Source organism: Streptomyces sp. NPDC090499 (genome assembly GCF_044769305.1).
GTDB lineage: Bacteria > Actinomycetota > Actinomycetes > Streptomycetales > Streptomycetaceae > Streptomyces.
Window position 1 is genome coordinate 632,045 of sequence record NZ_JBIVXP010000004.1, and the last position, 24,959, is coordinate 657,003.

The 24,959-nt window shown below is 71.4% G+C and carries 21 protein-coding genes; 11 read left to right on the forward strand and 10 right to left on the reverse strand.

Going from position 1 to position 24,959, the window contains the following annotated elements:
- Nucleotides 1-216: 216 nt before the first annotated feature.
- Together ACIQVL_RS18535 and ACIQVL_RS18540 are read left to right on the forward strand one after the other, a co-directional pair.
- Nucleotides 217-1,068, forward strand: coding sequence for a helix-turn-helix domain-containing protein (locus ACIQVL_RS18535; RefSeq protein WP_403475813.1), 852 nt, complete (start codon nt 217-219; stop codon nt 1,066-1,068).
- A complete protein-coding gene (locus tag ACIQVL_RS18540; protein ID WP_403475814.1) occupies nt 1,069-1,251 on the forward strand; it encodes a DUF397 domain-containing protein in 183 nt (60 codons plus the stop codon).
- On the opposite strand, the gene ACIQVL_RS18545 is transcribed toward ACIQVL_RS18540, so the two are convergent.
- Nucleotides 1,229-2,443 (reverse strand): MFS transporter, encoded by a 1,215-nt coding sequence (locus ACIQVL_RS18545; protein ID WP_403475815.1) that lies wholly within the window; start codon nt 2,441-2,443, stop codon nt 1,229-1,231. The genes ACIQVL_RS18540 and ACIQVL_RS18545 overlap by 23 nt on opposite strands.
- Nucleotides 2,443-3,183 (reverse strand): GntR family transcriptional regulator, encoded by a 741-nt coding sequence (locus ACIQVL_RS18550; protein WP_403475816.1) that lies wholly within the window; start codon nt 3,181-3,183, stop codon nt 2,443-2,445. Before ACIQVL_RS18550 ends, ACIQVL_RS18545 begins: the two co-directional genes overlap by 1 nt.
- Nucleotides 3,184-3,378: 195 nt before the next feature.
- Between ACIQVL_RS18550 and ACIQVL_RS18555 the strand changes: the two genes are divergently transcribed.
- The gene (locus ACIQVL_RS18555; RefSeq protein ID WP_403439858.1) at nt 3,379-3,849 is read left to right on the forward strand and encodes an RICIN domain-containing protein; all 471 of its coding nucleotides are present in this window, start codon (nt 3,379-3,381) and stop codon (nt 3,847-3,849) included.
- A 15-nt stretch (nt 3,850-3,864) separates the two neighbouring features.
- Here the strand turns inward: ACIQVL_RS18555 and ACIQVL_RS18560 are convergent, their stop codons facing one another.
- From ACIQVL_RS18560 to ACIQVL_RS18570, 3 genes are read right to left on the reverse strand one after another with little or no spacing between them, the layout of a single operon-like run.
- Nucleotides 3,865-4,695 (reverse strand): hypothetical protein, encoded by an 831-nt coding sequence (locus tag ACIQVL_RS18560; RefSeq protein ID WP_403475817.1) that lies wholly within the window; start codon nt 4,693-4,695, stop codon nt 3,865-3,867.
- Nucleotides 4,695-7,592 carry a CHAT domain-containing protein gene (locus tag ACIQVL_RS18565; RefSeq protein ID WP_403475818.1) on the reverse strand — a complete coding sequence of 966 codons (2,898 nt, stop codon included), beginning with the start codon at nt 7,590-7,592 and terminating at the stop codon, nt 4,695-4,697. The genes ACIQVL_RS18560 and ACIQVL_RS18565 overlap by 1 nt, the downstream gene beginning before the upstream one ends.
- Nucleotides 7,582-8,496, reverse strand: a complete 915-nt coding sequence (locus ACIQVL_RS18570; protein ID WP_403475819.1) for a chlororespiratory reduction 6 domain-containing protein — start codon at nt 8,494-8,496, stop codon at nt 7,582-7,584. Before ACIQVL_RS18570 ends, ACIQVL_RS18565 begins: the two co-directional genes overlap by 11 nt.
- Nucleotides 8,497-8,656: 160 nt before the next feature.
- Between ACIQVL_RS18570 and ACIQVL_RS18575 the strand changes: the two genes are divergently transcribed.
- Both ACIQVL_RS18575 and ACIQVL_RS18580 read left to right on the forward strand, forming a co-directional pair.
- On the forward strand, nt 8,657-9,862 hold the full coding sequence (locus tag ACIQVL_RS18575; RefSeq protein ID WP_403475820.1) for a cytochrome P450: 1,206 nt from the start codon (nt 8,657-8,659) through the stop codon (nt 9,860-9,862).
- Nucleotides 9,863-9,949: 87 nt separating this feature from the next.
- Nucleotides 9,950-10,552: a Uma2 family endonuclease gene (locus ACIQVL_RS18580; RefSeq protein WP_403439868.1), complete on the forward strand. Its 603-nt coding sequence runs from the start codon at nt 9,950-9,952 to the stop codon at nt 10,550-10,552.
- A gap of 4 nt (nt 10,553-10,556) precedes the next feature.
- On the opposite strand, the gene ACIQVL_RS18585 is transcribed toward ACIQVL_RS18580, so the two are convergent.
- Both ACIQVL_RS18585 and ACIQVL_RS18590 read right to left on the reverse strand, forming a co-directional pair.
- The gene (locus ACIQVL_RS18585; protein WP_403475821.1) at nt 10,557-12,125 is read right to left on the reverse strand and encodes an ABC transporter permease; all 1,569 of its coding nucleotides are present in this window, start codon (nt 12,123-12,125) and stop codon (nt 10,557-10,559) included.
- Entirely contained in the window at nt 12,122-13,030 is a 909-nt protein-coding gene (locus ACIQVL_RS18590; protein ID WP_403475822.1) for an ATP-binding cassette domain-containing protein, read from the reverse strand. The genes ACIQVL_RS18585 and ACIQVL_RS18590 overlap by 4 nt, the downstream gene beginning before the upstream one ends.
- A 74-nt stretch (nt 13,031-13,104) precedes the next feature.
- On the opposite strand from ACIQVL_RS18590, the gene ACIQVL_RS18595 reads away from it, so the two are divergent.
- Complete coding sequence (locus ACIQVL_RS18595) at nt 13,105-13,599, forward strand: GbsR/MarR family transcriptional regulator (RefSeq protein WP_403475823.1); 495 nt, start codon at nt 13,105-13,107, stop codon at nt 13,597-13,599.
- Nucleotides 13,600-13,629: 30 nt separating this feature from the next.
- Here ACIQVL_RS18595 and ACIQVL_RS18600 read toward each other — a convergent pair whose 3' ends face one another.
- Together ACIQVL_RS18600 and ACIQVL_RS18605 are read right to left on the reverse strand one after the other, a co-directional pair.
- The gene (locus tag ACIQVL_RS18600; RefSeq protein ID WP_403475824.1) at nt 13,630-15,204 is read right to left on the reverse strand and encodes a hypothetical protein; all 1,575 of its coding nucleotides are present in this window, start codon (nt 15,202-15,204) and stop codon (nt 13,630-13,632) included.
- 123 nt (nt 15,205-15,327) lie between these two features.
- A complete protein-coding gene (locus tag ACIQVL_RS18605) occupies nt 15,328-16,851 on the reverse strand; it encodes an APC family permease (protein ID WP_403475825.1) in 1,524 nt (507 codons plus the stop codon).
- Nucleotides 16,852-17,051: 200 nt separating this feature from the next.
- Here ACIQVL_RS18605 and ACIQVL_RS18610 point away from each other — a divergent pair, with 200 nt between their 5' ends.
- Nucleotides 17,052-17,663, forward strand: coding sequence for a Uma2 family endonuclease (locus ACIQVL_RS18610; protein WP_403439880.1), 612 nt, complete (start codon nt 17,052-17,054; stop codon nt 17,661-17,663).
- Here ACIQVL_RS18610 and ACIQVL_RS18615 read toward each other — a convergent pair.
- Complete coding sequence (locus tag ACIQVL_RS18615; protein WP_403475826.1) at nt 17,641-18,486, reverse strand: diacylglycerol kinase family protein; 846 nt, start codon at nt 18,484-18,486, stop codon at nt 17,641-17,643. The genes ACIQVL_RS18610 and ACIQVL_RS18615 overlap by 23 nt on opposite strands.
- Nucleotides 18,487-18,683: 197 nt before the next feature.
- Here ACIQVL_RS18615 and ACIQVL_RS18620 point away from each other — a divergent pair, with 197 nt between their 5' ends.
- The 4 genes from ACIQVL_RS18620 to ACIQVL_RS18635 all read left to right on the forward strand — a co-directional run bounded on the left by ACIQVL_RS18620 (nt 18,684) and on the right by ACIQVL_RS18635 (nt 24,918).
- Nucleotides 18,684-19,967, forward strand: coding sequence for an adenylosuccinate synthase (locus ACIQVL_RS18620; RefSeq protein ID WP_403439884.1), 1,284 nt, complete (start codon nt 18,684-18,686; stop codon nt 19,965-19,967).
- A 163-nt stretch (nt 19,968-20,130) separates the two neighbouring features.
- Entirely contained in the window at nt 20,131-21,963 is a 1,833-nt protein-coding gene (locus tag ACIQVL_RS18625; protein WP_403439886.1) for a bifunctional metallophosphatase/5'-nucleotidase, read from the forward strand.
- A 379-nt stretch (nt 21,964-22,342) separates the two neighbouring features.
- Complete coding sequence (locus ACIQVL_RS18630; RefSeq protein WP_403475827.1) at nt 22,343-23,536, forward strand: DUF3500 domain-containing protein; 1,194 nt, start codon at nt 22,343-22,345, stop codon at nt 23,534-23,536.
- Complete coding sequence (locus tag ACIQVL_RS18635; protein ID WP_403475828.1) at nt 23,533-24,918, forward strand: HupE/UreJ family protein; 1,386 nt, start codon at nt 23,533-23,535, stop codon at nt 24,916-24,918. The genes ACIQVL_RS18630 and ACIQVL_RS18635 overlap by 4 nt, the downstream gene beginning before the upstream one ends.
- The last annotated feature ends 41 nt before the right edge of the window (nt 24,919-24,959 follow it).

Consider the following 24,959-nt stretch of genomic DNA (forward strand, 5'->3'; position numbering starts at 1 on the left):
TCCGTTCGGGTGGTGGGGGGTTGCGGTCGTCGGGCGGTGGCATTGCCGCAGCCGCCGTGGCAGGGCGGAGCGGTGCGCTTCCGGGGTCCCGGAGTTCCGCAGCGTGTGCGTCGCGTCACTGACGGTATGGCAACAATTATTGCCGCTGCAACCTGCTGGCGTAATCTGGCACTCGAAAGGGGCTCACCGACAAGGGCGTTGAGGGCAGGAGGGTGGATGCCGCTGAGGGGCCATGCCACCGCACGGCAGGTGCGCTTGGGCACGGAGCTGCGGCGACTGCGCGAGGCGGCCGGACTGAAGGCTCGCGAGGTGGCCGGGGTGCTGAATTCGACCTCGGCCCAGATGAGCCAGATGGAACTGGGCTTCGCGGGTGTCAGCGAGGAACGGGTGCGTCGCCTCGCTGCGCACTATGCCTGTATGGACGAGGCGTTGATCGACGCGTTGGTGACGATGGCGACCGACCGCACGCGCGGCTGGTGGGAGGAGTACCGGAACGTGCTTCCCCCGGTGTTCCTCGACACCGCCGAAGCCGAGCACCACGCGACGTTCCTGCGCGAGGTCGTCATCATGCTCATCCCCGGCCTGCTGCAGACCGCCGACTACGCCCGCGCGGTCTACACGTACATGCGTCCCGAGTTGCCCGAGAGTGAGGTGGCCTCCCGTGTGGAGCATCGGCTGAAGCGGCGGGTCGTCATCGAAGGGGACGACCCCACTCCGTACGAGACGGTCATCCACGAGTTCGCCCTGCGGGTCCATGTGTCGGATCGCCGGGCGTCCCTCACCCAACTCCGCCATGTCCTGGACCAGATCGATGCGGGCCATGCCACGGTGCGTGTCATCCCCGTCGAGTACGAGGGCTTCGCCGGAGCCGGAGCTTCGATGATGTACTTGGGCGGTCCTGTGCCCAGGTTGGACACCGGGCTGCGTGACTCGCCCACCGGCGCCGGCTTCTGCGACGCAGAGGCGCAGTTGGAAAAGCTGCGCACCCTGTTTCGCCAGGTGAAGAGCGCGTCCCTGGATCCGGCGGCGTCACGGGACCTCATTCACCGGGTGGCGAAGGAACTGTGAATGCACTGGCGGAAGTCGTCGTACTCCAGCGGAGGTGACGGCGACACCTGCGTGGAAATCGCCCCCCTCCCCCCTCGAATAGCCGTCCGCGACTCCAAAGCCCCCACCCGCGCCCCCCTCACCTTCCCCGCCCCCGCCTTCGCCGCCCTCGTCGCGCACCTCAAGGCCGTCTCGGGAGAGTGAGGAGGTTCGGGAGGGCGCTCAGGGTCATTCCGGTCGCGCCGATCCACAGCGTGGTCGTCGCTCCGAAGAGGGTGCCCGAGGCGCCGCCGAGGAGGCCGCCGAGGGGGACGCCGCCCCAGGAGACGAAGCGGGCGGTCGCGCTCATGCGGCCCAGGAGGTGGTCCGGTGTCAGCGTCTGCTGCAGGCTCGACTGGGCCACCACGCGGACGACCCCGCCCAGGGAGAGCGCCGCCAGTCCGGCCGCGGCCACGGTCACGCTCCAGCCGGGCCGGGCCAGCGGCATCAGCGCGGTCAGCGGGCACGTGGCCAGCGGGGCGAGCCAGATGACCGGGCCGGTGCCGAGCCGTCGCGTGGCCCTGGTCGCCAGCAGGGCGCCCAGCAGGGCACCGCACCCCATCCCGGACAGGACCAGGCCGACGCCGAAGGACGAGAGCCCGATCACCCGGTCCAGGTGGACCAGCAGCATGGCCTGGTACATGACCAGGAAGAGGTTGAACATCGCGTCCCCGAGGACGATGGCGCGCAGGGCGGCATGCCCGAGGACGAACCGCAGGCCCTCCTTGATGTCCCGCCCCAGCCGGGGGTGTTCGCGTGCCGCAGGGCGCTCCTCCGGCCTGCGGATGCCGGTCGCCAGCAGGCCCGACAGGGCCATCCCCAGCGAACTCGCCAGCACCGTGGCGGGGGCACCGGCCAGCCCGGCCAGCGGTCCCGCCACCGCCGGCCCGCTGATGCTCGTCACCGAGCGGACCGCGGAGAGCCGGGCGTTGCCCTCGACCAGACGGGCCCGGCCCACCAGCCCCGGCAGGTAGCTGACGTGGGCGACGTCGAAGAAGACGGTCAGCACGCCGTGGACCAGGGCGACGGCACACAGCCACCAGAAGGTGAGGCGGCCCGCCCACCAGACCACCGGCACCGTCAGCAGGACCAGCGCCCGGGTGAGGTCGGTGGCGATCAGCACCGGTCTTTTCCGCATCCGGTCCACCCAGGCGCCCGCCGGCAGTCCGACCAGGAGTGAGCCGGCCGTGGTCGCCGCGGTGAGCAGGCCGACCCGGAACGCGGAGGCGTCCAGGGCCGTGATCGCGACCAGCGGAAACGCCAGGAAGAGGATGCGGTCGCCGAGTTGGCCGAGGGCGGTGGCGGTGAGCAGGCGGCGGAAGTCCGGGTCGTGCAGCAGTCCGGGCCGGGAGGGCACTAGCGGTCCGCTTCGAACTCGTAGACGACCTCCCGGCGGGCGTCCGGGATGATCAGGTCCGCGGTTTCCACCGGACGGCCGCCGGTGTCGTAGATGGTCCGCTCGATCCGGAGGACGAGGTCACCGGCGCCGATGCCGAGCAGGTTCGCCTGGGCCCGGGTGGCGCGGGCCGGGCGGGGCACTTCGACCACCGTCGCGACCTCCACGCCGATGGACCGCATCCGCGCGACCACCCCCTGGCCGGCCAGCGGTCCCCGCTCGGGCAGGACGACCGGGGTGCCGCCCGTGAGGGCCAACGGTTCCCAGGACTCGGAGAGCTGGACGGGCCGGCCGTCGGCGAGGAACTCGTAGTGCGTGCGGACGCAGGGGGCCCCGGGGGTGACGGCCAGCCGTTCGGCGATGTGCCCGGGGGCCGGGACCCGGGCCTCGCTGTGTGCGTCCCAGGCACCCGCCCGGCCCCGCTCCGTGCGGGCGGCGAGCGAGCGTTCGCGGCGCCGGGAGCGGACCATCCGCAGTCGCTCGTGCGGTGGGCGGACGTAGGTGCCCGAGCCCGCCCGGCCTTCCAGGAACCCCTCGGCGATCAGCAGGTCCACCGCCCGCTGCACGACGTTGCGTCCGACGCCGTACTCCTCGGCGAGCCGGGCCCGGGACGGCAGCCGCTCGCCGAGCCGCCACTCACCCGCGGCGAGCCGTGCGCGCAGCGCCTCGGCCGCGGTCAGGTACGGCGCTTCCCGGGGCATCGGCGGTCCTCCGTTCCGTGGGCCCGGACGGTTTCCGGGCTCGGAGTCGGCAAGCTACTGCCCCCGCCGAAAGCTGCTGGAGCAGAAACACGCTCCGTCGATCACCCAGGGCCCGGTGAAACCGCTCCGCCAATCGGGTGAAGCCCCAGCTCGCAGCCTGTTGGCGGGATGCGGGGCGCCGCTACACCAATGATCATGATCAAGCACCTGGAGCGCGGCATCGCCGTGCTCGCGCTGACCGCTGTCCCCCTGCTCGTCTCCGCCCTGCCCGTCCAGGCGACCGCGGTGCCGCAGTACTTCCAGATCACGACGCACCTCAACGGCAAGTGCCTCGCCTCCAACGGCGACAACGTCGAGGTGCAGACCTGCAACGCCGGTACCGGCAACCAGCTCTGGTACTGGTCGGGCAAGAAACTCGTCAACGGCGCCGAGCAGCACTGTCTCGACGTGCGGAACGGGGAGGTCAACGCCGCCGCGCAGGTGGTCGGCGACTGCCACGGGCTGGCCAACCAGCGCTGGTACAAGGACGGCAACTGGCTGCGCACCGAGGTCAACAACCAGTGCCTGAGCATCCAGAACAGCGGTGACCCGAGCGAGCACGCGGGTATCAACCTCCGCAACTGCGGCCCGTACGCCTGGCAGTACTGGAACCTGCCCGCCGCCTGAGCCCGCCCCGCCGTGTCACCCGGCGCCCGCCTCCTCGTCCGGAGGGGGCGCCGGCTGGGCCGGGTGTTCCAGGGCCGCCTCCGGCGCGCTCTCGACCTCGTGGAGGAGGCCCGGCGGTACCTCGGCCGGACGGCCGGCCGGGGTCCGCAGGCCGCGGGCCCCGTACTCGGCCTCGACGCCGCGGAGGAACCTGCGGCGCAGCCGGAGCACCCGGTAGAACGGGGTCAGCCGCTCCCCGACCAGCTCGCACTGCAACGCGGCGGACCTGGTGGCGCGGACCTGCGTGGCCAGATCGGCCAGCGAGACGGGCCCGGCGGCGGCCGAGCCGCTCGCGCCGAGCTCGACCGTGGCGCCCTTGTCGGCCGCCATGAGAACGGTGCCGGACCTCGCCGTCACCAGATGGCTGACGACACACCAGTCGGGGTCCCAGTCACCGGCCCAGTAGCGCCTGACCAGTTCCCTCGCCAGGCGCGGCTGGTCGGCGAGCCGGGTCTCGGTCAGTCCGCGGTAGACGACGAGGAGGGCGTTCTTGCGGGTGAACTCCACGACCGCGCCCGCCCGGACGTCCGCGAGGGCACCGGCCGGGTCGGCGGCCTCCGCCGTCCCCTGGAAGGTGACCCGGACGGCCCCCTCCGTGTTCCAGGTCAGGGTGGAGCGGTCGGCCGGTGTCACCTCGGGCGGCTCGACGGCGCTGTCCGGGAGCGTGTCGACGGGGACGATTCCGGGATACCTGGCCGGGCCGACGGTGCCGAGGGACCGTCGGGACGAGGGATGCCAGGTGACCCAGTAGTCCGGGCCCCACACACCGGCCAGGGCACGGATGAACGCGCGGGAGGGGTCGGTCATCAGTCGACTCCGTAGTGCTGGAAGCAGTCGGTGAACACGGTCTCTGCGAACGGCGGGTCGAAGGGCGGGAGTTCGCCGGTGCCCAGCAGCTCCGCCGCCTCGGCGCGGCTCGTCCCGGCCAGCCGCCGCCGCGCCGCGGCCAGGGCGGCGGACGGGGCGGCGGACGGGGCGGCCGACGGGGCGGCGGACGGGGCGGCGGACGGGGCGGCCGACGGGGCGGCGGACGGGGCGGCGGACGGGGCGGCCGACGGATCGTCGTCCAGCGCGGCGTAGAAGGCGCGCATCAGCAGGGCCGCTGCCGCGTCGCTCGCCGGCCACAGGGAGGCGACGACGTTGCGCGTGCCGGACATCAGGAACGCCCCGGGCAGGCCGGTGAACTCGCTCGCCGGGTGCAGCCGGGGCAGGCCCGAGGTGCAGGCGGAGAGGACCACCAGGGCACAGTGCGGCAGGTGCAGCCGGCCGGATATCTGCGCCACCGTGAAGCGGCCCGGGGCTCCGGAGCCGTCGTCCGGGGGCGCGGCGAGGGGATCGGCTGCCGGGTCCGGGGCGGGCAGCACCTCCAGCCCCGACAGCTGCGAGTTGTCCTCGTCGAAGCTCCCGTGGCAGGCGAAGTGGACGCGGCCCGCGCCGGGCAGCGTGCTCAGCAGGGCCCCGGTCTCCGGCGGGCACGGCCGGTAGTCCAGCGCGGGGGAGAGGTCCAGGCCGGCATGGCGCAGCGTGCCCGACGGATCGCCCACCGACACCCACGGGCGCCGCCCGTCGCGCCGGCGCGCCCGCAGCAGCGGCAGGGCGCCCGGGGTGGGCAGGATGCTCACGACGCAGCCGTCCAGCCGGTCCGACAGCCGCCAGTACGGCAGATGGAACAGCTCGTTCTCCGGACTGACCAGCATCCGCCGGGGCGGGTCGGGGGACACCCGCCGTACGGTGTCCCGCACCGCGTCCAGCAGCGCGGTGTCCAGGTCGGCCAGGGCGGACCGGAGCAGCAGCCGGGTCTCCGCCAGGTCGTCGGGGTGGGCGCCCAGCCGCTCCCGGTAGGCGCGCTTGAGCCGCAGCAGCATGCCGCGCCGGTCCTCCTCGGGCCACAGCACGAGTTCGACCCCGGACCGCCCGGCCGGGGTGAGGCAGGTGACGACCACGCCTTCCGGGACGGTGAGCAGGTCCACGAGGACCTCGTCCGGCCGCAGCGCGGCGGCGAGTTGGGCGGCCGGCACCGGCTCGGAACCCACAGTCAGGGACACCCCGGCGGCACCCGCGGCGGCGGTCAGCCGTGCCGCCGACCGGTCCCGTGCCGAGAGCGCCGGTGCCAGGTTCCCGGACCGCGCGGCCGCCAGCTGTACGGCGGCTTCCGCGGTGCGCAGCTCCAGCATGGCCGGCACCAGCGCCGGGGCCGCGTCCGCATGGCGCTCCACGATCTGCCCGACGCGCAGTGCCTCGGTCATCGTGGCGGCACGGGCCCGCTGGCCCATCTCCAGCAGCGCTTCGGGCTGCCGGCGCGCGAGGTCGGCGTACGCCGCGTCGGCCGCGCCGAGCCCGACCTTGTGCACGGCGGCGGCGATGAGGATCGCGGTGTCGTAGGCGCGGGCGAGCGTGATGGCCACGTTCTGGCTGAGTTCGACGGCGGCCGCGTCCGCGCGCAGCCGTTCGCCGAGTTCGAGGGCGGCCGCGATCTCCTGCTGCGCGTCCTCGACGTCGTCCTCGAACATGAGGTGGCGGGCGAGGTTGGTGACATAGCGGAGCTCGCGCAGGAGGTCGCCGGAGCGCCGGGTGGTGGCGATGGCCGCCCGCAGCGCCAGCTGTGCCTGCTCCGGCCGCCCGCACTGCTGGAGCGCGGCGGCGAGCTGGTTGCGGGCGTCCGCTTCGAGGTCCGGCTGGTGGGCGTCGCGCGCCGTGGCGATCGCCGCGCGCAACAGGGGGACGGCGTCCGCGGCCCGGTCGGGCGCCGTGAGCATGATGGACGACGCGCGGTGCCAGGAGGCCGACTCCTCGTCGTCGCCGTACCGCGGCTGGTCGGGGGTCCGGTGCCGCCAGTGGTCGGCCCAGACCCGACGCCCGATCCGCTCGGCCTCGGTGGCCGCCCGCTCCAGGAGCTCCGCGGCCCGCCGGGCGTCTCCGAACAGGTCCCAGGTGATGCCCAGCTCGCTGAGGGCCCAGGCCGCCGCCGGTTCCTGCCCGGCCGCGAGCGCGAGGCTCCGCATGTCCTCCAGGGCGCCGAACGCCTCCTCGAACCGTCCGCCCTGCCGGGCGATCATGCCGTGCTGGAGCGCGAACGAGGCGGGGCTGCGGACGTAGCCGCTGTCCTGCGCGGCGACCGCCGCCCGGATACGGCGGGCCTCGCGCGCGCTCGTGAGCGCGCTCACGGTGTCCCCGGACCGGGCCGCCAGCTGCGCCCGGTCGTACAGGACCATGCAGAGATCGGCGCCGCTGCCGTGGCGCTCCGCCTCCGCCAGGAACGCCGGCAGATCGCGTTCGAAGTCCGCACGGCGGTCGAGGTCGCACAGGGCCCGCAGCCGGAGCTTCCCGGCCTCCAGCGCGAGGAGGCCGTCGCCGGCCAGCAGCTCCCGGGCCTCGTCGAGGAGCGTCAGAGCGGTCTCGGGCGCCTTGAGATCGAGGAGCCGGGCCGCTCCCTGGCCCAGGGCCCGCCCGCGCGCCTCGGACCCCAGGAACTCGGCGGCCACGGCGGTGAGTTCGGTGAGCGCGCGGGCCCGTTCGATGCTCGGTGCCTGCTCGATCAGCTCCCCGAGCCGTACCACCTCGGCGTGCCGCAGGTGCAGGTGGGCCGCCGAGTCCAGGGGGCGCCGCAGCAGCTCCGTCGCGTCGGTCCTGGCCAGCTGCCCGTCCAGCACCGCCGACACGATCTCGACGCCGTCGGCGTACGGGTAGCTGCCGTCAGAGGGCATCGCCGAGCTGCTCCTCCAGGCGGCGGTGCATCTCCCGGACGTACGGCATGTACTCCGCGGGCAGCGTCGAGAACACGTCTCCCACCGTCGCGTCGGCGTCGTCGCCGAGCCACCGCGCGAAGCGCCAGGTGTAGTGGTACGCCAGGGCCGCGTGCAGCAGGACGTCGGGATGCAGGAGCTGGACGCCGCTGCCGGCTCTGGCCTCCGGCGGGGCCAGGCAGGCCAGCCAGGTGAAGAGCGTGCCGAACTCGCGCGGCAGGAAGTAGTAGGGGAGGTACGGCATCCGCTCGGCGAGCAGGGCGACGTAGGCCCGCACCTCCGGAACCTCCCACACCTCCCTGGGGTCGGTCGTCGGTATGTCGAACGTGAGCATCACCCGGCACCGGTGCTCGCGGAGCCGGCGCAGCTGTTCCCGGTCCGCACCGTCGGGGTGGTGGGAGAAGAACGCGACGAGCGGGTAGATGTCCCCGGAGTCGATCAGCCGCCGCTCGATGTTGAGCATCACGGGACGGTCGTCTGGCTGGTCGTCGGGGCTGGACAGGTCGCCGGTCTCCCGGTCGAGGACGGCCATGCGGGGCTGCCGCACGGTGACGCCGGCCCGCTCGAACTCGTCCGTGACCCAGACGGTCAGGGTGTCGTCGTCGAAGATGCTCTCGTAGAGCTGGGCCAGCGTCAGCGCGACCTGTGCGTAGCCGTGCCGGCTGCGGCCCCGCTCGACGGCCCTGCGCACGCACCACTTGCAGGTCGCCGCGGTCTGCTCCGGATCGGACTCGACGAGTTCCCAGAGGGAGTTGAGATCCACCCGCTGGGTGCCGTCCCCGACCGACACGCACAGCGCGTCGATGCGCTCCTGGAAAGTGGGTTCTCTCGCGTCCTTGCGCTGTCCACCGTCTGATGCGGGCAAGCGACCCCCCGGCCCCCGTGGCGGAAACCCGCCGTGCTGCCGTCATTTTATATGCGCTGGGGGTTTTTGCTGCCGGTTCGCACCATACGTACGCACAGTCGACCGCTCTCCCTCCGGACACCCCTGGTCAGGGCCGGGACCGGCGGTCTAACGTCCGTCCATGGCAGCCTTCGACCCCTGGGACCCGGACTTCCTGGCCGACCCGTACCCCGCGTACGCCGCGCTCCGCGCCCGGGGCCGGGTGCAGTACTTCGAGCCCACGAACCAGTGGCTGGTTCCGCACCACGCCGACGTCTCGGCGCTGCTGCGGGACCGGCGGCTGGGGCGGACGTACCAGCACCGGTTCACGCACGAGGACTTCGGGCGCGGTGCGCCCGCGCCGGAGCACGAGCCGTTCCACACGCTCAACGACCACGGCATGCTCGACCTCGAACCGCCGGACCACACCCGCATCCGCCGCCTGGTGTCGAAGGCGTTCACCCCGCGCACGGTCGAGCGGCTCAAGCCGTACGTGGCGAGACTCGCGGCCGAGCTGGTCGACGGCCTGGTCCGGCGGGGCGGCGGCGACCTGCTCGCCGACGTCGCCGAACCGCTCCCCGTCGCCGTCATCGCCGAGATGCTCGGCATCCCGGAGGCGGACCGCGCCCCGCTGCGTCCCTGGTCGGCGGAGATCTGCGGGATGTACGAGCTGAACCCGTCCGAGGACACGGCCGCGAAGGCGGTCCGGGCCTCCGTGGAGTTCTCCGACTACCTGCGGGAGCTGATCGCCGAGCGGCGCAGGGAGCCCGGCGACGACCTGATCTCCGGGCTCATCGAGGCGCACGACGAGGGCGACCGGCTCACCGAGCAGGAGATGATCTCCACCGCCGTGCTGCTCCTCAACGCCGGGCACGAGGCGACCGTCAACGCCACGGTCAACGGCTGGTACGCGCTCTTCCGCAACCCCGCCCAGCTCGCCGCCCTGCGCGCCGACCACTCCCTGGTCCCCACCGCGATCGAGGAGCTGATGCGCTACGACACCCCGCTCCAGCTCTTCGAACGCTGGGTGCTGGACGACGTCGAGATCGACGGGACGACCATCCCCCGGGGCGCCGAGATCGCCATGCTCTTCGGCTCCGCCAACCACGACCCGGCCGTCTTCCGGAACCCCGGCGACCTCGACCTGACCCGCCGCGACAACCCGCACATCTCCTTCAGCGCCGGTATCCACTACTGCATCGGCGCGCCGCTGGCCCGTATCGAACTGGCGGCCTCGATGACGGCCCTGCTGGAGCAGGCACCGACGCTGAGCCTGGCGGCGGAGCCGCAGCGGAAGCCGAACTTCGTGATCCGGGGGCTGGAGGGGCTGGATGTGGAGGTGGGGTGATCGCCCGTTCGGATGATCAGGAGCGGATCCGCCCGGTAGGTCGCGAGGGGCCTGCCAGGCTGGCCCTGGCCTGAGAGGGGGTGCACCATGACCGTTATGGCAGAGCGAGCGTTGCAGTCGCCCCAGATGTCGGTGGAGGAGTTCGAGAGTATCGCCGCGTTCGCGGCGAAGGAGACCGATGACGCCGTCAGGTTGGAGTTCATCAACGGACGGATCGGGGTCAAGAGGGTGGCCGATGGCGACCACAACACCATTGTCCAGTGGCTGAGCAAGCGCTGTATGAGGGCGAGGCCCGATCTGGACCTCTACCAGGGCCAGGGGCTGAAGGTGGAGAAGTACCGCGAGGGCCGGGCTCGTCCTGACGCGGTGCTCGTGCCCGAAGACCACTTCGCCGGGCACGGGGAGTGGGCGGATCCCACCGGGGTGCTCCTGGTCTTCGAGGTCACGTCGTACGACTCCGACACCGATCGGCGTGACCGCTACGAGAAGCCGGTCGCCTATGGTGCCGCGGGCATCCCGTTCTACCTGTTGATCGACCGGGACGCATGCACAGCCAAGCTCTACAGCGATCCGGAGACGGATGTCGGCTACGGCAACTGCCGCACAGTGCCTTTCGGCGTCGCACTCGTGCTCCCCGAGCCTCTCGGTATCGAACTCGACACCGAGAGGCTCAAGCAGTACGTCGACTGAGCCGTCAGCCGGTGATGTCCCGGCGCCTCAGTCCGGCCAGCCCCACCCCCACCAGCACCACCGCCACCCCGGTCAGTGTCACCACCGGCCCCCATTCCATCCCCCCGCCCGGCAGCTTGGGCAGGTGGCCGAAGGGGGAGAGGTCCAGGACGAGTCGGGGGGCGTTCAGGGCCGGGCCGACCCAGCCGATCAGGAGGACCGCCACGGCCACGCCCCAGGCGGCCGGGGCGAGGCGGGGTGCCACGCCGTACAGCAGCACCGCCACCCCGCCGATCACCCACACCGCCGGGAGCTGCACCAGGCACGCGCCCAGGATCGGGCCCACCTGCCTGCCGTAGCCGACGGCGAAGCCCGCCCCGGCGAGGAGCATGATCAGGGCGGCACCGGCGAAGGCGATCGTCAGGTGGCCGGCCGCCCAGCGCAGGCGGCTCACCGGTCCTGCGAGGAGGGGTTCGGCGCGGCCCGAGGTCTCCTCGCCGTTCAGGCGGAGCACCGACGCGACGACGTACAGCGCGGCGACCAGGCCCAGCATCCCGACCATCGAGGCGAGGAACGCGTCCGTCAGTCCGCTCTGGCCGCCCATCCGCTCGAAGATCTCCCGGGCGCTGTCGTTGTCGCCGACCAGGTCGGCCGCGCCGTCCGTCAGGCCGCCGTAGACCACCCCGGCCAGGAAGAAGCCGAGCGACCAGCCGAGCACGCCGCCCCGCTGGAGCCGCCAGGCGAGCGCGGCGGCGGAGCCGAGGCGGCCCGCGGCCGGGCCGGGGCGGGCCGGGAAGAAGCTCATGCCGAGGTCCCGGCGGCCGGCCAGGGCGTAGGCCGCGAGGCCCTGCACCAGCACCGCCGCCGCGAAGAGCAGGAGCACCCACCAGCGTGCGGCGGCGAACGGGCGCAGGTTCTCCAGCCAGCCGAGCGGGGACAGCCACGTCCACACCGACGAGCCGTCGCTGCTCGCCGAGTCGCCCGCCGCGCGGAGCACGAAGGCCGCGCCCAGGACCGCCGAGGTCAGGCCCCTCGCCAGGCGGGCGCTCTCGGTGAGCTGGGCGGCGATCGCCGCCGTCGTGGCGAAGACCATGCCGGTGGCGCCCAGGCCGAGGCCGAAGGCGAGCGCACCCGCCGCGCCCTGGCCCGCAAGACCCGCGGTGACCAGCAGGGCGAGCACGGCGTTCGCGACCGCCGCCGCCAGCAGGGCCGCGGTCAGCGACGCCCGGCGGCCCACCGCGCCCGAGGCCACCAGTTCGGCGCGGCCGCTCTCCTCCTCGTCGCGGGTGTGCCGGACGACGACGAGCAGGCCGGTCACGGCCGCGAGGAGCCCGGCGTACACGCCCACCCGCCATGCCGTCAGGCCGCCGAGCGAGGTGTCGTGGAGCGGGCCGATCAGCGCCCGGTAGGACGCGTTGGCCTGCAACTGGCGGACCAGGTCGGCGCGTTCGGCGTCCGTGCCGTACAGGCTCTGCAGCGTGTTCGGCATGGAGAGGACCATCAGCGCGTTCACCGCGATCCACACCGGGGTGGTCACGCGGTCGCGGCGCAGCGCGAAGCGCAGCAGGGTGCCGGTGCCGGCGAGGGTGCTCATCGGGCCACCGCCTCGTCCTCGGCCTCGTCCTGGTAGTGGCGCAGGAAGAGTTCCTCCAGGGTCGGGGGCGTGGCGGTGAGGGAGCGGACCCCGGTCCCGGAGAGCGAGCGGAGTACGGCGGTGAGCTGCTCGGTGTCGACCTGGAGGCGGATCCGCCGGCCCTGGACGTCGAGGTCGTGGACGCCGGGCAGGTGCGCCAGCCCGTTCGGCGGACCGGCGAGTTCGGCGGTCACGCTGGTGCGGGTGAGGTGGCGCAGGTCGGCGAGGGAGCCGGACTCGACGGTCCGGCCGGCCCGGATGATGCTGACGCGGTCGCAGAGCTCCTCGACCTCGCTGAGGATGTGCGAGGAGAGCAGGATCGTCCGGCCCCGGTCGCGCTCCTCCTCGACGCAGCGCTGGAAGACCTCCTCCATCAGGGGGTCGAGGCCGGAGGTCGGTTCGTCGAGGATCAGCAGGTCGACGTCGGAGGCGAAGGCGGCGACCAGGGCGACCTTCTGCCGGTTGCCCTTGCTGTAGGTGCAGCCCTTCTTCGTCGGGTCGAGTTCGAAGCGGTCGATCAGGTCGGCGCGGCGGGACCGGTCCAGGCCCCCGCGCAGGCGGCCGTAGAGGTCGATGACCTCGCCGCCGGAGAGGTTGCGCCAGAGGGTCACGTCGCCGGGGACGTAGGCGATCCGGCGGTGCACCTCCACGGCGTCCTTCCAGGGGTCGCGGCCGAGGATCTGGGCGGCGCCCGAGTCGGCGCGCAGCAGGCCGAGCAGGACCCGGATCGTGGTCGACTTCCCGGCGCCGTTGGGGCCGAGGAAACCGTGCACCTCGCCGGCCTCGACGGCCAGGTCGAGGCCGTCCAGGGCCTGGGCGCGGCCGAAGGACTTGTGGAGCCCGGCGACCGTGATTGCCTTCGTCATGGTTCAGAACGTACGCTGTCTTCAGAAATTTGTGAAGTTAAGGAAGTGTAGAAACCCCGGCTAGGCTGGTGACCATGACTGCGGATGCGATGGGGCGCGATCAGGAGGCCGTCTCGAAGTTCGTCGAGAGCTTCGCGGCACAGCTCGTCGAGGCCGGGATGCAGCGCATGCCGGCCCGGATCTTCGCGGCCCTGTTGTCGTCCGACTCGGGCGCCCTGACCTCGGCGGAACTGGGGGAGCAGTTGCAGGTCAGCCCGGCGGCGGTGTCCGGCGGGGTGCGCTATCTCGCCCAGCAGCACATGGTCGCGCGCGAGCGGGAGCCGGGCTCCCGGCGGGAGCGGTACCGGGTGCACAGCAACCAGTGGTACGAGGCCCTCACCAGCCGGGAGGCCGTGATCAAGCGGTGGGAGGGGGCGTTGCGGGAGGGCGTGAGCAGCCTGGGCCCCGACACCCCGGCGGGGCGGCGGATGGCCGAGACGCTGGCCTTCTTCGAGTTCGTCGACGACGAGATCGGCAAGATGATGGAGCGCTGGCGGGTCCACCGCGATCGGCTCTTCGGCGAGGGGTGACGCCGCGCCGAAGAGCCGGACCTGCCTGCCTCACGCCCGGTGCCGGCGCCTCACCAGGAGCAGCAGACCGCCGCCGAGCAGCAGCGCGGCCGCACCGCAGGCGGCGGCCACGGGCGCGGTGCCGCTGCCGCCGGTGGCGGCGAGGGAGCCGGAGCCGCCGGACCCGGAGACCGTCTGCGTCCGGGGGGAGTTGCCCCCGGTGCCGGCGGCGGCCGTCGCGGACGGCGACGCGGAGGTGCTCGGCGTCGCGGTGCTGCCGCCCTCGACCTCGACCCTGACGGCCGCCGTGTCGTTGCCGTGCGTGTGGTCGAACGCCATGGTGTTGCCGTAGGCCGTGGTCGCCCGGGCCGCACCGGTGCTGGTCGCGGCGTTCGCGCGGATCCGCAGCCCGAACTCGAAGGTACGGGTGTCCCCGACGGCGAACTCGTTCGGACTCGACTGGCAGATGTACTGCGGCGCGCCCGGCGTCTGTTCGCCGGTACCGGACTTCGCCTCGTCGTTCCACACGCTGCAGTGGGCGGGGATCTCCTCCGCCCTGGTGCCGGTGGGCACGGTGACCAGAAGCGCGGGCTGGTCGTCGCTCGCGTTGTAACCGACCCAGCCCGGACCCGCGTTGCCCAGCGAGACCCTCACGTGCACCAGGTCGCCCGGTGCGCCCTCGGCGGTGGCGCCGCCCGCGACCATGTCGGCGGTGTTGTCGGCGTCGATGTGCTGCCGGTCGATCGGGGTGCCGTCGGTGGTGGCGTCCCCGGCGGCGACGAGGGAGAGAGCCGGACCGCTCCCCGACGACGACGGGGCGGCACCGGACAGCGGCAGCGCCTCGTGGCTGAAGTACTCGAACAGGGCCTGGTCCGTCACGTCCAGCCCGACCGGCCGGTCCAGCCGGTAGCTCTTGCCGGGCTCGACGACCGTGTCGAACGTGCACAGCGCCTGCTCGGTCAGGCCGTAGGCGTCCGCGCTCTCCTTGGAGTACACGCAGTTGGAGTAGTGCTGCGCGTAGGCGAGCCCGACGGTGGTGCGCATCCGCAGCCGGACCCCGTCGGCGGGCAGGGTGCCGACGTTGCTGATCGTGACCGGGGTGTCGATCGTCGATCCGGGCCTGTCGCCCTCGCGGGCCGCCAGCCGGTTGACCCTCAGGTCGGTGGTGCCCACGGTCACCTGCGCGGTGGTGGAGACCACGGTGCTGTTGGCGGACGTGCCGCTGAGGGCCACCGTGCCGGTGGTGCCGAGCGGGGTGCCGGGCTTGGCGCTCAGGCCGATGAGCGAGCCGGCCGCCTCGCCCGCGGGGACGTCACGGGCGGGCCAGGTGTAGACGTGGTCGGCGGGCACGGGCGCGTCCGTGGTGACCCAGTCGATGACGTTGCTCAGGTCCGCGCTGACGGTGACGTCCTCGGCGGTGCCGGGACCGTCGTTGTACAGGCCCCAGTTCACCATCGCCGGGTCGTCCGTGTCCGGCGGCAGCGGCAGTCCCAGGGCGTCGTCCTGGAGCCGGATGTGCACGACGGGGCCGTCGGCGGCCTGGGCGGACGTCACGGGCAGCCACGCGGCGACCGCGGCCGCGAAGACTGCCAGCGCGGCCCCGAATCGGTGCCGGCGGTGGGTCATGGTGGCTCCTCCCGGCGGAGCGCCCCTCGCCCCTGCCACACCACTGAGACACCCGGTGAATGCCTATGGTTGTCCGGGAGTTCACCATTCGCTCAGCTCGGATCCGCCGGCGGCCCCGCCCCCCTACCGTTCCCGCGTCTCCTCCAGCACCGTCCGCCCCAGCAGCGCGTACCGCTCCGGCGACCGCCGCTTCAGGTACTGGGCGTAGCCGACGCCCGTGCCCGCGACCAGCGCCACCAGCCACGGCGTCGCCTTCAGCAGCAGCGAACCGGACTCGGCGCCCGCCGCGGCGCCCATGTTGGACACCAGCAGGACGACCACGCCGAGCATCGCGATGCCGCCGACGAGCGGGGCGGCGAAGGTCTTGAACCAGTGCCGGCTCTCGGGGTGGTTCCGGCGGAAGTACACCAGCACCGCGAACGAGCAGACCGCCTGTACGACCAGGATCGCCATGGTGCCGAGGATGGCGAGCAGGACGTAGAGGGCGTTGTACGGGTCCTTGCCCGCGATCCAGAACGCGGCGATCAGGACGGCGGAGATCACCGTCTGGACCAGGCCCGCGACGTGCGGGGAGCCGTGCTTGTCGTGGGTGCGGCCGATGGTGCGCTGCAGCTTCGGCAGGACGCCCTCCCGTCCCAGCGCGTACATGTAGCGGGCGGCGCAGTTGTGGAAGGCCATCCCGCAGGCCAGCGAGCCGGTGACCATCAGCCACTGCATGAGGACGACCGCCCAGTGGCCGACGTAGTGCTCGGTCGGGTCGAAGAAGAGGGCGAGCGGGTTCGCGGAGGAGGCCGCCTTCACCGCCTCCGACTCGCCGTTGCCGATGATGGCCATCCAGGAGACGAAGACGTAGAAGACGCCGACGCCGAGGACCGAGATCATCGTCGCCTTGGGGATGATCTTCTTCGGGTCGCGGGACTCCTCGCCGTACATCGCCGTCGACTCGAAGCCGACCCAGGACCAGAAGGCGAAGAAGAGGCCGAGGCCGGCCGAGGTGCCCTTGAAGGCGTTGACCGGGTTGACCGGGCCGAAGGTGAAGCCGTGCGGGCCGCCGCCGTGCAGGGCGACCGAGACCGCCATCGCCGCGAGGACGGTCACCTCGGTGCCGAGCAGCACGACGAGCAGCTTCTCGGCGACGCTGACGCCGAACCAGGTGCCGGTCGCGTTGATCGCGAGCATCAGGATCGCGAACGCCCACCACGGGACGTCGAGCCCGGTCTGGTCCTTGAGCGTCGTGTTGGCGAAGACCGAGAAGATGCCGATCAGCGCCGGTTCGAAGACGGCGTACGCGAAGGTGGCGAGCAGCCCCGAGGCGAGGCCCGCGGTGCGGCCGAGACCGTAGGAGATGAAGCCGTAGAAGGCGCCCGTCGAGGTGATGTGCTTCGCCATCGACGTGAAGCCGACGGAAAAGATTGCCAGGACGACCATTGCGACGAGATAGCTCGCCGGGGCGCCGATGCCGTTGCCCGACGACACCATGAAGGGCACGTTGCCGGTCATCGCGGTGATCGGCGCGGCGGTCGCGACGGCCATGAAGACCACCCCGAGCAGACCGATCGCGTTGGGCTTGAGCCGGTGGACCGTGCCCCCGCCGCCGGTGCTCCCGCCTGATTCCGTCGCCGGGGCGACTCCCTCGTCCACTGCCATCGGGGTGGCCCCTCTCCTGCGGTTCGCCGGTTGTACCGGACCGGAACTCTGTAGGGCGAATGAGTCCGTCGAGGGAATCGGGACGTTAAATATTTGTCAACCAGACCTTTGGAAATCCGGCCGCGACGTATGGGTCACCTGACCGTGACTGATCAGATACTCTGAGTGGTGGCTGGTCGGTGTGGAGGGGAGGGCGCATCATGACTCTGATGACTGAGCGACCGGTGATAAGCGACGGCGAGCCCGACAGTTTCGAGGAACTTCTGGACGTCCTTGATGAGCTGGAACTGCGTGACGGCTTCAAGGCCGAGATCTACCGGGGGAAAATCGTCGTGTCGCCGTGGTCGAAGGGGTACTACCACCGTGTGATGGAGGAGGTCTGCGAACAGCTCAGGCCTTCCCTCCCGGAGGGCCATCGCCTCAGCATCGGCCCTTTCCTCTACGTCTTTCCAGGCGACGAGAGTGCGTACGGGCCGGACATCCACGCGGCCCCTGGGCACGCCTTTGAGACGGTGAGTAATCGTTTGGACGGCGAGGCCCTGGTCTTCGTCGCCGAGCTGACCTCTACTTCCACTCGGGACGACGATCTGACCGACAAGGTCGTGGTCTATGGCAGGGCCGGTGTCCCCGTATACCTGCTCCTCGACATGCAGAAGGGGCAGGCAACGGTGTTCTGGACGCCCTCGGCCCACGGGTACGAGTCACACTGCACCCTGCCGTTCGGCGAAAAACTGCCCATCCCGGCCCCCTTCGACTGCACCCTCGACACCACCGGCTTCCAGCCCCCCGTCACGAAGAACCCGGCACCGTAAGCCCCCAAGCCCCCTCCACCACCCGCCACGTCCGACGGCGTACCGGCCCGGCCACCCCGCCGTCGGCCCGGTAGCGGAAGTCCGCCCCCACCACCGTCACCGTGCGCCCCGTGGCCCGTACCGGGGTCGCCTCCGCGCCCACCGACAGCGGGCGTACCTCCACCTCGGCGAGGCCGTCGTGGCCGCCCGGGACCACCGAGATCCCCTCGACCGGCTGGTCCAGGTCGACGACCGTCTCGCCGTCGACCTCCACCCGCAGCCGTGCGGGCGGGCCGGGCACGGCCGGGGCCGGGGCCGGGCGCGCGGCCAGCGAGCGCACGAGGTGCTGGTAGGGCCGCAGCCACCCCCGGGCCGGCACCGGCTCCGGGGCCCTGGCCGCGGCGGCCGCCAGCGGCGGGATCCGCAGCGCGCCCAGCACCACCCCGTCGCTGTCGTCGACGAGGAGGTCCATCCGGCGCTCCACCCCGTCCAGGACCGCCCGCGCCGCCGCCACCGCACCGTCCGGCACCCCCAGCGCGTGTGCGACGCCCAGCGCGCCCCCGACCGGGACCATGGACAGCACGCAGTCGGCCAGCTCCCGCCTGCGGTGCAGGAAGGTCACCGCACGGACCAGGGCGCCGTCGTCCCCGACCACCACCGGCCGCCGCGAGCCCCTGCGGGACAGCACGCGGGCGAATTCCTCGGGGCCGTCCGGCATGCACACCTTCGCGGCCGCACCCGCGCTGAGCACGTCTTTCGCGATCCTGACGGATTCACCGTCCGTCTCCCGTGCCGCCGGATCGATGATCACCAGCAGCTGATCGGACGTCGCGAATGTCGCCACCTCGGTCGTGCCTCGCTTCCTCGGGTAGCATCACTGTGCAAGAGCCCCTTGCGCTATTGCGCCAGGGGCTTCGTCTATTCCGGGGCATCCGGTCCGACGGTTGTGCGGCCAACGACGGTCGCGGTGGTACGCGGCGACGAACCTTACGCGTACGCCCCTGACCTTGGACATGCCCCGCCCGGAAGGGGTGTACGCGCGTGCCCGCACTTGTGCTGCTCGGTGCTCAGTGGGGTGACGAAGGCAAGGGAAAGGCGACGGATCTGCTGGGCGGATCCGTCGACTACGTGGTGCGATACCAGGGCGGCAACAACGCCGGCCACACGGTCGTCGTCGGCGACCAGAAGTATGCGCTCCACCTTCTCCCTTCCGGAATCCTCTCGCCCACGTGTGTCCCGGTCATCGGCAACGGTGTCGTCGTCGACCCGTCGGTCCTGCTCTCCGAGCTGAGCGGTCTGAACGAGCGTGGCGTCGACACGTCCAAGCTCCTCATCAGCGGTAACGCGCACATCATCACGCCGTATCACGTGACCGTCGACAAGGTGACGGAACGCTTCCTCGGGAAGCGGAAGATCGGTACGACGGGGCGCGGCATCGGCCCGACCTACGCCGACAAGATCAACCGGGTCGGCATCCGGGTCCAGGACCTGTACGACGAGTCGATCCTGACCCAGAAGGTCGAGGCGGCCCTCGACGTCAAGAACCAGATGCTCACCAAGCTCTACAACCGGCGCGCGATCGCCGTCGAGCAGGTCGTCGAGGAGCTGCTGGGCTACGCGGAGAAGCTCGCTCCGTTCGTCGCCGACACGGTCCTGGTCCTCAACCAGGCGCTGGAGGACGACAAGGTCGTGCTCTTCGAGGGCGGGCAGGGCACGCTCCTCGACATCGACCACGGCACGTACCCTTTCGTCACCTCCTCGAACCCGACCGCGGGCGGTGCCTGCACCGGCTCCGGCGTCGGCCCGACGAAGATCACTCGTGTCATCGGCATCCTCAAGGCGTACACGACCCGCGTCGGCGCCGGCCCGTTCCCGACCGAGCTCTTCGACGCGGACGGCGAGGCGCTGCGCCGGATCGGCGGCGAGCGCGGTGTCACCACCGGCCGGGACCGCCGCTGCGGCTGGTTCGACGCGGTCATCGCCCGCTACGCGACCCGCGTGAACGGCCTGACCGACTTCTTCCTCACCAAGCTCGACGTGCTGACGGGCTGGGAGCAGATCCCGGTCTGTGTCGCGTACGAGATCGACGGCAAGCGGGTCGAGGAACTCCCGTACTCCCAGACCGACTTCCACCACGCGAAGCCGATCTACGAGACGCTGCCGGGCTGGTCCGAGGACATCACCAAGGCCAAGTCCTTCGCGGACCTGCCGAAGAACGCGCAGGACTACGTCAAGGCGCTGGAGGAGATGTCCGGCGCCCCGATCTCCGCGATCGGCGTGGGGCCGGGCCGGGACGAGACGATCGAGATCAACTCGTTCCTGTAGAGCTGCGGTTGGACGACGCACTTGGGCCGGTCTTGGCAATCCTTGACCGGCCCTTGGGCTTTCCGTGGTTACGCCGGTAACGGGCGACGGTCAGCATCTACGCGGGTAGCCCGCCGCCTCCCGCCCGCCACAACCGTCCTCTCCGCCTCTCCAGGAGCCCTGAATGCCCGTCAATCCCATGAACCGCCGTGAGTTCGTGCAGAAGTCGGCCGTCACCGGCGCCGCCGTGGCCGTCGCGGGAACGGTCGGTACCGGCACCGCCCAGGCCGCCGAGGCCGGCCACGGCCACGCCAAGCCGCCGAAGGCGCCCAAGACCTGGAGCTTCTCCATCCTGGGCACCACCGACCTGCACAGCCACGTCTTCAACTGGGACTACTACACCAACGCGGCGCCCGTGGACTCCAAGGGCAACACCTACGGCATCGCCCGCATCGCCACCCTGGTGAAGAACATCCGCAAGGAAGAGGGCGCGGACCGGGTCCTCCTCGTCGACGCCGGTGACATCATCCAGGGCACCTCGCTCGCCTCCTACTACGCGAGCGTCGACCCGATCACCGGCAAGAACGGCAAGCGCGGCCCCAAGCACCCCATGGCGATCGCCATGAACGAGATGCGCTACGACGCGGCGGCCCTCGGCAACCACGAGTTCAACTACGGCATCGAGACGGTCCGCACCTTCGAGAAGCAGTGCGACTTCCCGCTGCTCGGCGCCAACGCCCTGGACGCCAAGACGCTGCAGCCCGCCTTCCGGCCCTACACCGTCAAGCACATCAAGGTCCCGCACGGCCCCGACATCAAGGTCGGCATCCTCGGCCTCACCAACCCGGGCATCGCCCTGTGGGACAAGGACAACGTCTCCGGGAAGATGGCCTTCACGGGCCTGGTCGAGCAGGCGAAGAAGTACGTGCCGCGGCTGCGCGCCCTCGGCTGCGACGTCGTCTTCCTCACCGACCACTCGGGCCTGGACGGCTCCACCTCGTGGGGCGACGAACTCCCCTACGTGGAGAACGCGTCGAACCTGGTCGCCGAGCAGGTCCCCGGCATCGACGCGATCCTCGTCGGCCACACCCACGTCGACGTCCCGACGTACACGGTGAAGAACGCGGAGACCGGTGAGGACGTCCTGCTCTCCGAGCCGTACTGCTACGGCTACCGCCTCTCCCGCTTCGACTTCGAGCTGGAGCTGGTCGACCACTCCTGGAAGATCACCAAGAAGACCGCCACCACCCTGAACAGCAACACGGTCGCCGAGGACCCGCGGATCACCGAACTCCTGACCGCCGACCACCAGCTGGTCGTCAAGTACGTCAACACCGCGATCGGCACCTGCACCGCGGCGATGACGACGGCGGAGGCCTGCTGGAAGGACGTCCCCGCCATCGACTTCATCCAGCAGGTCCAGATGGACGCGGTGAAGGCGGGCCTGTCCGCGGCGGACGCCGCCCTCCCGCTGATCTCGGTGGCCGCGTGCTTCAGCCGTACGGCCACCATCCCGGCCGGTGACGTGACCATCCGCGACGTCGCGGGCCTGTACGTCTACGAGAACACCCTGTACGGCAAGAAGCTCACCGGCGCCCAGCTCAAGGACTACCTGGAGTACGCGGCGAAGTACTACCACCAGGTCCCGGCCGGCACGGCGGTGGACACCGCCACCCTCACCAACGCCAACAGCTTCTGGGACTACATGTACGACATGGCGGCCGGCGTCGACTACGAGATCGACATCGCGGCCGCCGAGGGCTCCCGCATCAAGAACCTCACCTACAACGGCACCGCGGTCGCCGACGACCAGGTCTTCGTCGTCGCCGTCAACAACTACCGCGCCAACGGCGGCTCCGGCTACCCGCACATCGCCGCCGCCGAGATCGCCTACAGCTCCACCAACCAGGTCCGTGACCTGATGGTCGCCTACGCCACGGCCAAGGGCACCATCGACCCGGCGGCCTTCGCGGCCGTCAACTGGAAGCTGACGCAGGGCGGCACGCCGGTCTTCTAGCGTTCGCTTGCTGCGGGTTTGTGGCGGTCCCACCTCATGTGGGGCCGCCACTTTTTTATTCGCCAGACAAGTGGAACCTGTCAATTCACCCAGCGAATTCAGCGCAATCTGTGAAATCTGAAAGCTGTGAATCCTGAAGAATTTCGGATGTAATCCGAAGCTGTTTTTCAGCCACCTTTCACGCATTGAGTGTCCATAGCGTTGTTGGTACTGTCCGTGGCGTCACAGCAGGCCAACTGGCGCCTCGCCGTTGGCTGATGCGTCATTCCATGCCTGCCTCCCCTTTTCTCGGAAGGAGTGCTCCGTGAGCAAAGAAAGAACTCGTCGAGTACGTACGCGACGTACTTGGCGGGGTGTCGCCGGGGCTGCCACCGCTATCGTGCTGGTCGGCGGTGGATTCGCCGTCGCCAATGCATCGACCGACTCGGCGCAGAAAACGGCCGTAGGCGTCCAGCGTCCGGTCCACAAGGACGCCAAGGGCGTCGCAGCGGTGGTCAGCGCCGCCAACGCGTTCCTCAACACGCTGACCTCGGACCAGCAGACGGAGACGCTGCTGGACTTCTCCCAGGCGAACGCCACCGCCTGGTCGAACCTGCCGTGCGGCTCCTCCTGCCGCCCCGGCATCCAGACCGGCTCGCTCTCCGACGACCAGCTGGCCGCCCTCGAGAACGTGCTGAAGGTCGCCCTCGGAACCGGCAAGGACACCGGTTACGAGCACGTCCTGCAGACCCTCAAGGCCGACGACGTGCTCGCCTCCGCGCAGGGCACCAGCTCCAGCTCCGCATCCGCCGCCCCGACGGACAGCGCGACGGACGCCCCCTCGGCCGACCCGTCCGCCACCGCCAGCTCGACGGCGACCGACGTCCCGACCGGCGCCCCGCCCTCCGGCGGCACCGGCGGTGGCCCGGCCGGCGGCGGCTACGGCAGCGGCGTCTACTTCCTGGCGTTCCTCGGCACCCCGTCGGCGACCGGCACCTGGCAGCTGCACTTCGGCGGCCACCACCTCGCCGTCGACATCACCTACAAGGACGGCAAGGTGGCGGGCGCCAGCCCGTACTTCACCGGCGTCGAGCCGACCACCTGGACCGACGACGACGGCACCACGTACTCGCCGCTCGCGAAGTTCCGCGACGGCCTGCTGAAGCTCACCGGCAGCCTGAGCACCGAGCAGCTGGCCAAGGCCAAGCTGTCGGAGTCGTTCAGCGACGTGCTGCTCGGACCGGGCAAGGACGGCGAGTTCCCGGAGACCAAGGAAGGCATCAAGGTCAGCGAGCTGTCGCCGAAGCAGAAGAAGCTGGTCCTTGCGGCCATCCACCCCTGGGTGGCCAACGTGGACGACGCCACCGCCGAGAAGCTCATGAAGACGTACGCGCACGAGCTGGACCAGACCTACGTCTCCTACTCGGGCGGCACCGGCCTGGACACCCAGGGCGACTACGTCCGGATCGACGGCCCGAGCGTCTGGATCGAGTTCGTCTGCCAGAACGGCGTGGTCTACCGGGACCAGGTGCACTACCACACCGTGTACCGGGACCACACCCGCGACTACGGGAACGAGTTCTCCTTCTCATGACCGGACCGCGAAACTGGCTGACCAACGCCCTGACACGCCTGGTGGCCGGGATCGCGATCGTGGTACCGGCGGCGCTCCTGCTCGGGGCGTCGCCGGCCGCCGCGCATCCGATGCCGCACTCGGTGGTGCAGCTGGACGTCTACAGGTCCTCGGTCTCCGCCCGCCTGGAACTGCCGGTCTCCGACTTCTCCCGGGCCAGCGGCATCGACCTCACCGCGACGACCAACGCCCAACTGCCGTCCCGGGCCGCCGCCGTCCGTACCTACCTGCTCAAGCACATCCACCCGACCACGACCGGCGGCAGGACCTGGCGGGTCGCCATCGGCTCCATGCACCTGAGCGCCACCCGGCAGACGTCCACCGGCCCCTACCGCGAACTGACCGTCGCCGCGGTCCTCACCCCGCCCGCCGGCGCCGACGTACGCCACTTCACCTTCCGCTACGACGTGATCGTGCACCAGGTCGTCACCCACGTGACCCTCGTGACGGTCCGCCAGGACTGGGCCAACGGCCAGGTCGACGGCAAGGGCACCACCCAGGTCGGCACCATCGAGCTCGACGTCCGGCACATGAAGGTCCCGGCCCTCAAGGTCGACCTCGGCCCCGGCAGCGCCTGGCGCGGCTTCGTCGCGATGGTCGGACTCGGCGGCAACCACATCCTCACCGGCACCGACCACCTGCTCTTCCTGCTGATCCTGCTGCTGCCGGCCCCGCTGGCCGCGAGCGGCGGCCGGTGGACCGGCCTGGTGGGCCCCCGCAAGGCACTGACCCGTATCGGCGGTATCACCCTCGCCTTCACGGCCGGCCACTCGGTAGCCCTGGCCGCCACGGCCCTGGGCCGTCTCCAGATCCCGTCCTGGCCGGTGGAGGCGTTCATCGCCGCGAGCATCCTGGTCGGCGCGATCCACGCGATCCGCCCCCTGTTCCCCGGGCGGGAAGCGGTCGTGGCGGGCGTCTTCGGCCTCGGCCACGGCATGGCGTTCTCCTTCGTGCTCGCCGAAATGCACCTCTCCACCGGCCAGTTGGCCACCAGCCTGCTCGGCTTCAACCTCGGCATCGAACTGGTCCAGCTGCTGCTGGTCTGCCTCGCCCTGCCCTCGCTCCTGGTCCTGGCCCGCCTCCGCGTCCAGCCCGCCCTCCGCCTCACCGGTGCGATTCTCACCGGCATCGCGGCCCTCGGCTGGCTGGTCGACCGCCTCGGCCTGCCCAACCCGGTCGCCCGCGCGGCCGACAGCGCCGGCTCCCACACCACGCTGCTGCTGGTCGTCCTGACGCTGGGCGCGCTGACCAGCACGGGGTGGACCCTGGCCGCCCGCATACGCAGCGCACCGCCGGACGGGCTCAGGCCGCTCCGATGGCGTGCAGCCCCGGACCGGTCATGAGCCTGCGGAAGCCGTCCGGCACGGCGACCGTCACGGCAACG